This window comes from Rhodococcus sp. 008 (assembly GCF_001682295.1).
Taxonomy (GTDB): domain Bacteria; phylum Actinomycetota; class Actinomycetes; order Mycobacteriales; family Mycobacteriaceae; genus Rhodococcus_F; species Rhodococcus_F qingshengii.
On sequence record NZ_CP012749.1, the window covers coordinates 266520 to 279338 of the forward strand.

12 protein-coding genes and 1 pseudogene are annotated in these 12819 nt (G+C 61.4%); 4 read left to right on the plus strand and 9 right to left on the minus strand.

The genetic code is table 11. From position 1 onward, the window contains the following. The first annotated feature begins 85 nt into the window (after nucleotides 1-85). Together AOT96_RS01165 and AOT96_RS01170 are read left to right on the plus strand one after the other, a co-directional pair. Nucleotides 86-1516 (plus strand): MFS transporter, encoded by a 1431-nt coding sequence (locus AOT96_RS01165; RefSeq protein ID WP_047270338.1) that lies wholly within the window; start codon nucleotides 86-88, stop codon nucleotides 1514-1516. 235 nt (nucleotides 1517-1751) lie between these two features. After that, complete coding sequence (locus AOT96_RS01170) at nucleotides 1752-2252, plus strand: nuclear transport factor 2 family protein (RefSeq protein WP_042920826.1); 501 nt, start codon at nucleotides 1752-1754, stop codon at nucleotides 2250-2252. On the opposite strand, the gene AOT96_RS01175 is transcribed toward AOT96_RS01170, so the two are convergent. Next, entirely contained in the window at nucleotides 2239-3021 is a 783-nt protein-coding gene (locus AOT96_RS01175; RefSeq protein ID WP_042920828.1) for a DUF1906 domain-containing protein, read from the minus strand. The genes AOT96_RS01170 and AOT96_RS01175 overlap by 14 nt on opposite strands. Before the next feature lie 895 nt (nucleotides 3022-3916). On the opposite strand from AOT96_RS01175, the gene AOT96_RS01180 reads away from it, so the two are divergent. Then, nucleotides 3917-4147, plus strand: a complete 231-nt coding sequence (locus tag AOT96_RS01180) for a PLDc N-terminal domain-containing protein (RefSeq protein WP_030536232.1) — start codon at nucleotides 3917-3919, stop codon at nucleotides 4145-4147. An 80-nt stretch (nucleotides 4148-4227) separates the two neighbouring features. On the opposite strand, the gene AOT96_RS01185 is transcribed toward AOT96_RS01180, so the two are convergent. From AOT96_RS01185 to AOT96_RS36295, 8 genes and pseudogenes are all read right to left on the minus strand, one after another. Beyond that, nucleotides 4228-5076 (minus strand): antibiotic biosynthesis monooxygenase, encoded by an 849-nt coding sequence (locus AOT96_RS01185; protein WP_231917376.1) that lies wholly within the window; start codon nucleotides 5074-5076, stop codon nucleotides 4228-4230. Between the two features lies 1 nt (nucleotide 5077). Beyond that, nucleotides 5078-6470 (minus strand): annotated as a pseudogene (locus AOT96_RS01190) (amidohydrolase family protein). Between the two features lie 69 nt (nucleotides 6471-6539). Further along, complete coding sequence (locus AOT96_RS01195) at nucleotides 6540-7238, minus strand: CPBP family intramembrane glutamic endopeptidase (RefSeq protein ID WP_051720844.1); 699 nt, start codon at nucleotides 7236-7238, stop codon at nucleotides 6540-6542. A 168-nt stretch (nucleotides 7239-7406) separates the two neighbouring features. Continuing rightward, nucleotides 7407-8162 carry an ABC transporter substrate-binding protein gene (locus tag AOT96_RS01200; RefSeq protein WP_231917377.1) on the minus strand — a complete coding sequence of 252 codons (756 nt, stop codon included), beginning with the start codon at nucleotides 8160-8162 and terminating at the stop codon, nucleotides 7407-7409. Nucleotides 8163-8414: 252 nt separating this feature from the next. Continuing rightward, on the minus strand, nucleotides 8415-8894 hold the full coding sequence (locus AOT96_RS01205) for a VOC family protein (RefSeq protein ID WP_003945229.1): 480 nt from the start codon (nucleotides 8892-8894) through the stop codon (nucleotides 8415-8417). Nucleotides 8895-8979: 85 nt separating this feature from the next. Beyond that, a complete protein-coding gene (locus AOT96_RS01210) occupies nucleotides 8980-10029 on the minus strand; it encodes an alpha/beta hydrolase (protein ID WP_442978598.1) in 1050 nt (349 codons plus the stop codon). Continuing rightward, nucleotides 10026-10967, minus strand: coding sequence for an alpha/beta hydrolase (locus AOT96_RS01215; protein WP_442978599.1), 942 nt, complete (start codon nucleotides 10965-10967; stop codon nucleotides 10026-10028). The genes AOT96_RS01210 and AOT96_RS01215 overlap by 4 nt, the downstream gene beginning before the upstream one ends. A gap of 314 nt (nucleotides 10968-11281) precedes the next feature. Beyond that, entirely contained in the window at nucleotides 11282-11407 is a 126-nt protein-coding gene (locus AOT96_RS36295; RefSeq protein WP_019744544.1) for a hypothetical protein, read from the minus strand. Nucleotides 11408-11678: 271 nt separating this feature from the next. Between AOT96_RS36295 and AOT96_RS01220 the strand changes: the two genes are divergently transcribed. Further along, nucleotides 11679-12800 (plus strand): winged helix DNA-binding domain-containing protein, encoded by a 1122-nt coding sequence (locus AOT96_RS01220; RefSeq protein WP_007726312.1) that lies wholly within the window; start codon nucleotides 11679-11681, stop codon nucleotides 12798-12800. Nucleotides 12801-12819: the final 19 nt, after the last annotated feature.

Below are 12819 nucleotides of genomic sequence, written 5' to 3' on the forward strand. Positions count from 1 at the left end.
CCTCATATTGTGCAGACTACACACGATGTGTAGCGTGCACACTGGGGCGAACGCACCAATCAGAACACGCCATGGCGGGAGCCGCATGTCCGTTCACGCAGGGTCGTCCAATGTCGACGAGAAAATCCCCGACACGAACTACGCATCCTCGGGTCCAGTGCTCACCGTTCTAGGACTGTGCGGAATCGTCGTCGCCTTGATGCAGACGCTGGTAGTCCCCATCATTCCGCAATTGCCGCACCTGCTGAACTCCACTCCCGCCGACACCTCGTGGGCGGTCACCGCAACACTCCTCGCCGCCGCGGTGATCACGCCGATCAGCGGGCGCCTCGGCGACATGTTCGGCAAGAAACGAATGCTGCTGGTCAGTCTCGCGATGGTCGTTCTGGGCTCGGCCATCTGCGCGATCGCACCATCACTGATCGTGCTCGTTGTCGGCCGTGCACTTCAAGGAGCATCGGTCGGGGCAATTCCATTGGGCATAGCCATCATTCGTGACGTTCTTCCACCGAAGAAAGTGGCCGGCGCGATGGCGGTCATGAGCGCCACCCTCGGCGTCGGCGGTGCGATCGGACTGCCGATCGCCGCGGTGATCGCCCAGAATGCCAACTGGCACTTCCTCTTCGTCACATCGGCAGTGTTCGGGCTGATCTGCATCGCACTGGTTGCGTTCGTCATTCCCGAATCGACCGTACGACGCCCGGGACGTTTCGACTTCGTCGGTGCGCTCGGCCTCACCGTTGGTCTGATCACCCTGTTACTCCCCATCACCAAGGGCGGAACCTGGGGATGGAGCGACGCGAAAACCCTGGGGCTCCTTGCGGTTTCCGCGCTCAGCTTCCTGATGTGGGGATGGTGGGAACTTCGACGCAACGCACCGCTGGTGGACCTCCGCGTATCGGCCCGGCCGCAAGTTCTCTTCACCAACTTCGCGTCGATCGCCGTCGGTTTTGCCATGTACGGCAATTCTCTGACGCTCCCCCAACTGCTCATGGCACCGACGTCCACCGGTTACGGACTCGGACTGTCCATGGTTGCAGCGGGACTCGCACTGGCCCCCGGCGGACTCGTCATGATGGCGCTCTCGCCCGTCTCCGCTCGAATTTCGGCGTGGCGTGGCCCACGAATCACGCTGATGCTCGGCGCCCTCGTCATCGGATTGGGTTACGCCTTCGCATATTTCACGGTGTCGAGCGTCTGGCAGGTCGCGGTGGCCGGAATGTTCATCGGAGCGGGCGTCGGGCTCTCGTACTCGGCCATGCCGGCCTTGATCATGGGCGCAGTCCCCATCACGGAATCTGCAGCCGCGAACGGACTGAACTCACTGATGCGATCGATCGGCACGTCGACGTCTGCCGCGATCGTGAGCGTCGTCCTGGCCGGAATGACCATCACCGTCGGCACCGCAGTGATCCCCTCGTTCGAGGCGTTTCGTGCCACGTTCCTGATCTCCATCGCCGCCGCCGTCGTGACGATGGTGTTCGCCGGGTTGATTCCCAAACAGAAAGTCTCGTAAGGGAATCAACCCGGCGGAGGACTCACTTCTCCGAAGAGCCTTCGATGCTGCCCGTCTGCAACTTCGACAGAAGTGTGTAGATGAAATTGATGATGATATCCACGTGGTGCCCTCTCACATAACGGGTCCCCGACCCGCCAACGACGGTACCGCAGAACTCTTCTCCATCGAATCGCCGACAATCAATTCTGCAACGTGTTCTAATTTGAGGCGACGACTACCCGAGGAGCCTTTCATGACCTGGACACGCACCGAACTCGAAGACGCCTTCGCGGGTTACCAGAACACCGTTGTCGAGTGCACTCGTTCCGGCGATTGGAACGCCTTCGCGGACATGTTCACCGAGGACGTCGTCTACGTGGAACACGCTTTCGGCACCCTCAATGGCCGAGAGGCCGTACGCAAGTGGGTCACTCGCACGATGACGGAGTTCCCGGGGCACCGCATGACCGAATTCCCGGCCAACTGGTTCGTGATCGACGAGCAGCGCGGATGGATCGTGTGCGAGATCGACAACCCGATGGAGGATCCGGGTGACGGATCCAAGCACGGAGCCGCCAACATCACGATCCTGCATTACGCCGGCAACGGACTGTGGTCTCGCGAGGAAGACGCCTACAACCCGATGAACTTCCTGTCGATGGCAAAAGCATGGTGCCTCGCCGCGGAAGCGGCGGGCACCCTCCCCGACGACGCCAAGGCCTGGCTCGCCAAATTCGGCGCTATGGTGCGATAGATCCTGTCGGCAACGAGGATCCGACCGGCTGAGCCGGACCGACCGCACCGGCCAACGACCACTGCCCGTAGTCCCGAGTGAGGATCGAGTTCAGATCCACGCCGACGCCGTCGACCTTGCGCTTGTCGATCTCGAACTGATGCAGGTTTGCCCGCGGGTGCACATACCCTGCGGGCGAGCCCCAGTTGTGCTGCCAGAACCAGGTTCCGACGCCGGCACTGATCATTGCGTCGATCACGCGAGTGTTTCCGTAGACGCCGAGCGCTCCGTTGCCGACAACCGAGGCCCACCCCTCGAGGTACGGCGCGATCAGCGTAGTGATTTCAGTACTGGTCGGGTTGTCGTCGATCGACGCGTAGATCGGGCGACCGGACGGCCCACCAGCCGCCGCATGTAGTTCGAGGCCACGGGCAGCATGACGCTTGCCCGCTTCGCGGGCCCCGCGCCAGTCCGCCGTTCCGCCCTTGCCGAATTGATAGCAAGAAACGACTTGAAGTCCGGCCGCGGTCAACGCGTCGGTTTCCCGCGCCAGTACGGGCTTGCCGACCATCCAATCGGCGCCCGGGCGCCTGTCCGAGACGTACCGAATGGCGCCCGCATACCCGGCGGCCTTTATCGCCTGAGCGGACGGCACACCGGCGGCGTAATCGAGCAGGGTCCCGAGCGAACCGGCATTGGCCACCGACGTCGTACCGCTCAATGCAGCGAGTCCGGCAGCCGCCGATCCAGCCGCTGCGTACTTGAAGAGGTTTCTTCGCGAGACGTGCACAAAGCTCCGATCATCGGCGTGTCCCGCTCGAAGTGGCGGGCAGGCAAGCTATCTTCTTTCGCTCGCATTCCACCACAGTCACATCATCCCCGCCATGCACTTGGCCAACATGAGCCACATTTGCGACAAATGGGCTCGGTGCCCACTCCACCGCGCAGCTCGACGAAACAGAGAAGTGCCCCCGCGCCACAGGCTCGGGGGCACTTCTTGCTCTGCGGGACTTACTCTGCCGACAGGCCTTCAACGCTTCCGGAGATGAAGTCGAGGAATCCGAAGAGGTCAGCGAAAGCGCCGAGGAAGTCTGAGATGTCGCCGAAACCGATAGTAGGCATTGATATTGCTCCTGTCAGTGATGAACTGTCCGTGATGGCGGGCCACTGGCTGGCTGCCGGGGCTAACACTAGAGCCCTTCCGTTACTTTTACGACACCGAATGTGTCCGGGACGTTACATTTCAGGCCCGCTCGACTGACCTGATATCCACAGGTAACAACCAGTCACGGTGAACAATTTGTCACCATATTGCGCATTCCTGACAAAATTCGAACATGGTTGCCGAGAGCAGTTATCGTGCAGCATCACCGCTGTACCGGTGCGGCAAGAACAGAGGGCTCGACTTCCCCACCCTGAGAGATTCGCCGTCAAAGTCTCTTACTTGCGAATCGATGCCAAATCTCCCCATCCAGGGCACATTGCATCCTGAGCGTGTGCGCAATTTTTCAGCCATAACTTCAGTTAGCGAGATCTTTACGCCGAACACGACCGTCCCGACGGTCCGCGAGACCGTACCTATCGGTCGTCATGGTGACGCTATTCACACTGATTTGAGGAACTCCCGGCACCGATAACAACCGGATCTCGACACCGATTGGACGTTCGAGGGCACAGTGGAGTTCATGAACCTCATAAAGAAGAAGTCCTGGAGTGAGCTGTCACCCGCGCAACGCCGCGTCGTCGCCGTGCTCGCAACGATTCAGTCCCTGTTGGCGATCGCCGCGTGGACAGACCTGGCGCGACGCCCTGCCAATACGGTCAACGGCAGCAAGAAGAAGTGGGCGGCGATCATCTTCGTCAACTTCTTCGGGCCACTCACCTACTTCCGCCGAGGCCGGATTCAGTCGAAGTAGTCCCAGAACTGCAGCCACTTCACCGACGCAAAGAGCGTCAGAGTCACTGCGTACACCGCAATTACCGCTGCGCCACCGCGTCAGTTGGTGCGGGGAACGGCGCCGTCGACCGGGTCGAGCCAGTGGCGGAACCACCTGGTGACCGTCGGCATCAGGAACCACGTCATGGCGCCGACGCTGACTATCTGGCTCAACCACATCGACAGCCACGGCGGCGCTCCGATCCCGTCGAGCAGCGGCCCGAGAAACCTCGACAGCGTCATCACCGTCGGATAGAGGACGAGCAGGATGATCATCGCCGTCTTCCAATTCGGCGTCGCGCGAGTCTGCCCGTTCTCCGTGCGCAGAATGGTGCCGAACGGTGTCGACCGCGTGGTCTCGGTGAAGTCCTCGGCCAACTCGGCCCGCAGTTTCGGTAGTGCTGCGGCCCTCTCGGGCGACGCCATCCACACCGCCAACTGCTGCTCTGTCCGAAACCGAAGGACGGACTTCCACTGGGTGGAGTCGGTGACCGACCGCAACAACATCACCGACTCGTAGCCGGAGAATCGCGAACTGAGATCGATGAGGTGTCGTTGCGTTCGCAGAAACTCGTTCTCCTTACCCACGACGACGGCGTGGTCGTACACACCGATACCGGGCGGCGGCAGCACGCCGTCGATCAGAACGAGATCACTCGTCTGCGCCAGAATTCCCGTTGCAGCAGCTGATCTTTCGAGATCGCGGCGATCAGTCGACTCCAGCCAACGATGAAGATCGTCGGCACTGTCGAAAGTGACGGACACGCCGTGCGACACCGGTTCCGGTTGATCACTGATGCCACAGCTCAGGTAGCCGTCGAATCGACCGGCGGTCTCGGCCGCACGCTCGACCCACGCCCGGAATCCCGAACTCGTTCGGTGGTACCCGGTGATGGCAGTTGCGGACACGTCAGCCCGATATCCGGCGCCCTTGCACGTACACGTGCGCAATCGCGGGCTCGCGCATCGCCATCAGGAGCCCGAAGAGCGTCTGGTCGCGGGCGAGTATCGGATCATCCGAACGCGTTCCGTAGTTGACGAGCCCGGCGAGCGGCGGCCACCCGGACGGATCGATCACCAGGAAGTCGGCCTCTTTGCCCTCGTCGAAGTTGCCGATCCGGTTCTCCATGTCCAGCGCGCGAGCACCGGCGAGTGTTCCGGTGAACAGCAGTTCGGCAGGGTGCATCGACACTCCGTCGTCGCCGGCTTCGGAGATGTGAACCTTGAAGGCGTCGCCGAGGACTCGGGTGAGCAGGCACTCGTCGCCGCCACCGAAGTCCGATCCGATCGCGATGTTGACCCCTGACGCAACGGTTCGTTTCCACGGCATGGTGCCGGAGCCGAGAAACTGCTGGGAAGTAGGGCAATGTGCGATCGAGGTTCCGGTCTCGGCCATTCGTGCGAGTTCGGAGTCCTGGCAGTGCACCGAGTGCGCGAGTATCGCGCGTGGACCCAGGAAGCTCTTTCCGCCGACCTGTGAGCCGGGGAGGAACTTGCCGTCGTACGTGTCGAGATAGGTCTCGACCTCGTACTCGGCGAGTGTGGTCGCCACCTCGCCGGTTCCGGGCCGATTGTTCTCGTTGAGATGACTGTGGAAGTAGACGCCCCGGTCACGGACGGAGTCGTACAACTCCCCCAAATCCTTCAGCGTCCGTGTTGTCACCGCGAGAGAAAAGCGGGGAACCACTGCGACGTGAACGAGCGCAGTGTTCACGTCGCCGGTGTCGGCCGCGTGCCACTTGTCGATCTCCTCGCGGGTGAGTCTGATCGCGTCCTCTTCCGAGGTGATCAGCGCGGCGGCGGAGGCCGGGCCGGTGGTCTGAATCCCACGTCCGCTGACCACCCGAAGGCCGCGTTTCAGAGTTTCCGAGAACAGGGCGTCCTGCGCGTGCGGGAAGGCCGATCCGAACACCATCGCGGCCGTGGTTCCCGTGGCGATTCGGCGAGCGCAGAAGGCCTCGGCAGCGTGCTGGGCAAACTCCGGATCAGCGAATCTCGATTCGGAGGGAAAGACGCACAGGTCGAGCCACTCGAGGAGTTGGCCGCCGCCGTATGCGTCGCCGGCGTAGGAAATGAATGTGTGCATCGACGAATCCGGGCAGCAGGAAACCCGGTCGGTGGTCGTGGGTTTCAGCGCCTTCGAGACCGCTCGGGAGTGATCCGAATTCTCCGCAGTAGACGATCGTTCCGGCATCGTCGATCGCCAAGACGCCGTCGGGGATCGAGACGAGCGACTGCGCCGCATCCTCTACCGTCGGACGACCGGAGATGTGGAAGACATGGCCTCGATGAAGGTGCGTCACTTACTGAGCAAAGCACAAAACTACCCGGCGTCGCGCGGCGAATGCTGTCCTTTTTGTCAGATATCGGGATCAAGCAAGAGTTGCATGCCAAACAAGAGCCGCAGCCAGCGCACCGGCACCGTTCAACGACCAATGCAGAGCAATCGGCGCAATGAGGCTGCCGCTGCGATGACGAAGCCAGGTGAATACGAGACCGGCCGCAGCGGTGGCGAGAACGGCTCCGAGGATGCCGGCGACCTGGCCGACGACTCCGGTACCGAGAAAGCCGGACAGCCCTTCGTTACCGCTGGTCAAACCCATCGACGACGCGATGTGCCACAGTCCGAACATCAGAGAACCGGCAGCGGCGACGCCGCGGAATCCACTGACCCGGTTCAACGTGCCGTGCAGGACGCCACGGAAAGCCAACTCTTCGGGAATGACGGTCTGCAGCGGGATCACGATCATCGACGCGACGATCGCGCCGGAAATAGTGGCGTAGCGATCCGCCATGAAGAAAGGACGTGTGAGCGGAAGCAGAGCGCCGACGGCGACAACCGTCAGGACCAGGCCGACGGCAGCAAGCGCGTACTTCGAACCTCGCCGCAGGTCACGAGGGGACAGCCCCAATTCCGCCCACCCCATTCCCCGGCGCTTGGTGAGCGCCAACAGGACGAGAGCAGAGATGGGTACCGTCGCGATGCTTGCCCAGGCGGTGGTGAAATGCGCGATCAGATTGGTTCCCACCAGCACCACGATCACAACAGCGATATCCACGTATGCATGCATCCGCGGAAAACGAGGAGCGGTCGCTTCGATCTCCAATGGACCGATCTCCACTGGGCCGCCGCTCGTTAGCTGAAAGTTCACTTTGTCCAGTGTACCGGCGCACGAGAACTGCCCGCCACTGTTTGCGAACACGCTCACAGTGACGGGCAGGTCCCGAAACAGCTCTGATCAGGCGCCGAGCGTGCTCGCAAACTTCGGAACGGCGTTGTCGATTGCGTAGGTCAACCCCGGTACCGAGCCACTCGAGAACGCATTGACGAGTGCCGGGTCATCGAGGATCAACAGATGTCCCTCCTGAGCCGACGGGATTGCGCGCAGTAGCGGATCGTTCGCAAACGCACTGCTGTCGAGGAAGATCGGAAACAGCACCGTGAGATCCGCGTCGAACAGGTTCAGGTTCTCGTTGGCGACCGGGATGTAGAAGTTTCCGGTGGCTTTTTCGGTGATCGCCGTCGGGATCGTGAAGCCGAGGCGGGTCATGAAGTCTGCGCGTGCGTCGCCGGGTACGTAGGCGCCGTAGCCGTCGGAACTGTAGGCGCCGACCGCCGCGGTCTTGCCCGCGAAGTTCGGATTGGCGGCAATCGCGGCCTCGAACTTGGCGTCGAGGCCGTCGAGTAGCGCCTTGCCTTCCGATTCTTTGCCGAGTGCCTTGGCGACGAGTTCGGTCTGCTGCTCGACCGTCGTCCCGTAGGCCGTGGCGAGACCCGGCGGCGGCCCGACCGTCGGTGCGATGGCACTGAGCTTGTCGTAGGTGGCCTGCGTGTTGTCGCTTCGCGTCCACAGAATGAGGTCCGGTTCGAGCGCGATGACGTCTTCGACGCTCAAGTCCATCGTTCCGAGGATCTTCGGGTCGGTGGCGAACTCGTCCGCAATCCACGGTCCGACGCCCTTGCCGCCGAACGCCATCCAGTCCGCGACGCCCACTGGTTGAGTGCCCAGAGCGAGTGCCGAACATGGTCGAGACGGTTGCTCCCGCCTCCGCGGGTGCGTCAGCGCTGTCGCTGCTGCAGCCGGCAAGTCCGGCGACGGCGAGCGAGGCGGCCAAGGCGGTGACTGCAATCTTCATTCGAGAGACTTTGATTCGCATGGTTACCAGCACTCCTCCAACGCTCCAGCGAGAATTAGGGAAGGCTAGCATCAGCTAACGAAGGCTGTCGCCCATCGGCCAGATCGTGTTCAGGACGCGTCTGCGGCCCGTTCGAGCTCCGCGATATCGATCTTCTTCATCTTCATCATCGCGTCCGTGGCGCGTTGCGCCTTGGCCCGATCCGGATCCTTCATCAGTTCGAGAAGGCGATTCGGGACTACCTGCCAGGACAATCCGAACTTGTCCTTGGCCCATCCGCACGGGCCCTCTTCGCCACCCTCGGTCAGCCTGGACCAGTAATGATCGACCTCAGCCTGATCGACGCACGGAATCTCGAAAGACACTGCTTCCGAGAACGTGAACATCGGTCCGCCGTTCAATCCGGTGAATCGCTGACCGTCGAGCTCGAAGCTGACGGTCATCACCGATCCCGCCGGCATTCCGGAAGGCGATCCCTCGACGTATCTTTCGATTCCCAGGATCTGCCCGGAACCGAACACCGAGATGTAGAAGTTGGCTGCTTCTTCTGCTTGGTTGTCGAACCACAAACAGGGAGTGATGGAAGGCATGTTCTGTCCTTGTCGGAGAGGTTACGAAACAGGTGTACAGGGTTATAGACCCGGCCCGAACCGGAAACTCATCGCAAGGAATTACTCAAGCCGACAACGCAGAGTCAAACATCGGCCAGGAGCGAACGAGTTCGTCGCGCCAGTACGGCCAACCGTGCGTCCCCACCGGTTGAGCGCTGCGGGTGACATCGACTCCGCGATCACGCAACACCTGAGTGATCTGGTCGGTGCACAGGTTCGATCCCAGTTCCATGACCCCGCCGACGACCAATACCCGGCCCAGGGCAGGAGTATCGAGAGTTTCGTGCGGACCTGGTAGTCCCGATCCCGAGGCGAGATACACCTTGGTGCCGCGCAGCTTGTCGGCATTGGCGAAAATGTCGTGCTCTTGCCAAGCCTCACTGCCGGCCGGACCCCACATCTGCTCCGAACGGGCATTTCCGTTGATCACCACAAGATCGGTCAACGCCTTGCCGAATCCTCCGACGGTTGTGTAGCAGCCGCTGTAGCCCGCGACCACGTCGTACAACCCGGCCGAGCGTTGGGCCAGAATCAGCGCGGCTTCTGCACCCATCGAGATCCCGCCGATTGCGTTGTGCCCGTTGGTGGCGAACCTCGTGTCGATCAGTGGGGGAAGCTCTTTCGTCAGGAATGTCTCCCACTTCAGACGACCGAATTTCGGGTGGTCTTCCTGCCAATCGGTGTACATGGTGCCGGTTCCACCGATGGGGAGTACGACGTTCACGTTTTTGTCGGCAAAGAACGGGACGATATCGCCGTTAGCCGGAGCCAGCCAGTTGTTCTCTTCGATCTGCCCGGAATTGCCGTCCAGGAGATACAGCGTCCCGCGCGGTTCCGAGCGGTCGGCAGGAAGCAGCACTTTCACCTGCATGGTGCGCCCCATGGCGGGACTCGCGACGTCGAGAAGAACCAAGCGCGAAGACAGTTCGGTGACACTCGTTATCTTCGGGGTCTCGTCGGCGAGCGCGGTCGAGGGCAACGCAAGTAGTGAAATCAAGGCGAGCGCGCCGACGAGAACGACGCTTCGAAGGCTTGCTCGATGGGGCCTCACACGCCGAGCGACGCGGCGATCATCGGCCACGAGTCGTGTAAGTCGTCTTCCCAGTATCCTCATGAATGCGTTCCTGCCGGCTTGAAGTTGTAGCGAATGTTGTTCATACCCAATGCGTTCGTCCTGTCCGCAAGCTGGGTGGTGCAGTAGTGAGTTGCCGCCTCGATTCCGCCACCGAGAACAAGTTGCAACGCCAAATCTGTGACGTCGTTGTCGATCCGCGGATCGGCAAGTGTGTCGTACGGACCCGGAATTCCGGTTGCTGTTGTGATGTACATAGGGACTCGAGGTAGCTTGTCCGCGTTGACAACCGGATCGTGAGCCGGCCAACCCGGACCATCGTACGGACCCCACATTTTTTCCGCGTCACCCCCACCCACGGCAACCACGAGTTTCACGAAGTTCTGCCCGATGCCCGGACTCGTCATCGCGCACCCGCTGAAGGACCCGACACTGTTGTACAGCGCGGGCGCCGCCATAGCCAGATCCAGTACCGACGTGCCTGCCATCGACAGGCCTGCCAGTGCGTTCTCGCCGGTCGTCGCGAACATTGAATCAATGACTGGCGGTAGTTCTTCCGTCAGGAACGTGGTCCACATGTTGACCCCGTTGTTGTTGCCGGATTTCGCGAGGCCGGGGTCCGGCCGCTCCCAATCGGTGTAATAGCTGAATGCTCCACCGAGAGGCGTGACCACGTTGACGTGCTTGTCCGCGAAGAACTTCGGTGCGTCGGTCCGCACCGACCACGTCGCGTCGTCTTTTCCTCCGTCTACTCCGTTGAGTAGGTAGAGCGTCGGAGCAGGCGTCGAAGTATCAGCCGGCCGCAAGACCTGCAACGGAATGTCGCGCCCCATCGACTGTGAGTACACCGAGATGTCGACCAGCCTGCTGTCCGCCGACTGAGCGTGACCCGGTGCGGTGAGGAGCTGGAGCCCACACACTGCCGTGGCCAACGCCACGAAGACACGGAAAACCGTTCGTAACGCACGAGTCTCGATCATCCGGGTCACTCTCTTCGGCAGCGGAACCTTTCGAACGGTACCGCCTGAAACAGGCAAACCCACGTGATCGGAAATACTCGATCCGGTCGACACGGAAAGGCTCACGCACCGAGTGCGTGAGCCTTTCTCGTCAGACGACGCTTACTTGGGCGTAACCGTGCCGCCGCTGAGCGTGGTCAGTGCGTCGACGAGACGCTGACCGAGGTTGTTGACGCTTCCGATGGCTTCACCGAGAGATCCCATGAGTTTCCTCCTGCAGTTTGTCGAAATTGAAGTAACTACACCCGGAGCGGGCGTGGCAATGTCGCGCTGAATTAGGGGGTGGGGTCCTTGGAGATGGTCTCTACCGATCCCATGAAGGTCTTGAGCAGACCGTCAGCGCTGAACAGTGATCCCAGGCCCTGAACAACAGCGCCGAGAATTCCTTCCATTGAACCCATGTGAATCTCCTTGAGAGGTCAGAGGTCAGCTGCCAAAAGCACCCGACAGTGCTGTGACAGCTGCGTCACATCTGTAATGTATCCGTGACGTGGGTAACAGTAATCATACGAACGACCAGTTGGCAAAGGATTCCGACAATGGGGTCATTATTTCGACTAATAAGGTCTGCTACTGAAAAAATTCCGGCCAATCGGTCGAATTTGACCAATTCTGTCGCCGCATTGATCAACCGCCCCAAATCCTGCGGTTACCCACCAGTAAACTGAAATCATGTCTAGCGCAACCTCACTCACGCAGGTAGCTAATTTCCGGTGGCACCGCCATCAACTCGACCGAGCGGTTGTCGGTGACGCCGATCACAGCGATTGCAGCATTCTCGATCTCGGGATTCAGAACACCGGACCTGACGGAGCCGCCTGGGCCCTGCGGATCCGCGGCGTCCGCGTCGACGCCACTGAGCTCGCTCTTGCCTGGACGTTGCGCGGAGCCCCCCACTATTACCGTCGGGGCGACCTGCCTGCCGTCGCCGCCGCCACGTCGCCGTTCAGCGAAGCCGATGCAGCCAAGCGCATTTACGACGCGAATCGGCCCCTGAAGGCCGCCGGCATCCCGACGCTGACTGCCCTGCAAACAGTTGCTGCTGCGATGCGGGACATCGTCTCGAAACCAACCGTCAAGGGCGAGATGTCCGCGCAGTTGACCAACCGAGTGACCGAGCCCTATCTGAGATTCTGCCGCCCGTGCAACGCCACTCATCTGTACGAGATGCCGTTCCGGCTCGCGGCACTCCAGGCAGGCCTCGAGCTACAGCCGGACACATCTCCCCCAGTGCTCGAACGCATTCCGGGTTGGCGCCGACGCCCATTCAGCGCCACGGGCGCAGACGCAGATTCCCGCTTCGACGTGATCCGGGGTTATCTGCGGTTCTACGGCCCCGCGACACCTGCTCACGTCGCGTCGTTTCTCGATGCTCCGGTCAGGGACGTCAAAGCCCACTGGCCAATCGATGCCGAGGAGATCGAGGTGAACGGCGAGAAGCGGTGGATTCTCGAACAGGACCGCGAAGACTTGTTCGGCTCCCCCACCGATTCAAATACGCGCTTGCTCGGGCCTTTCGATCCGTATGTACAGCTCAAGGATCGGGAGACCCTGGTTCCCGATCCGACCGCCCAGAAGACGGTGTGGCCGACCCTCGGGCGACCGGGCACGGTGGTAGTCGGTGGCACGATCACCGGATTGTGGCGACCACGAGCATCCGGAAAGACGCTGAAGGTCGCGATCACCCCGTGGGGAACGTGGTCACGATCGGCCCGCGCAGCAGTGGCCGAGCAGGCCGAAATACTTGCCGAATTTCGCGGCGTCGAGCTCTCCGAACTGGTCGAAGTATCTTGATCGAGCCAGTGGCATCCGG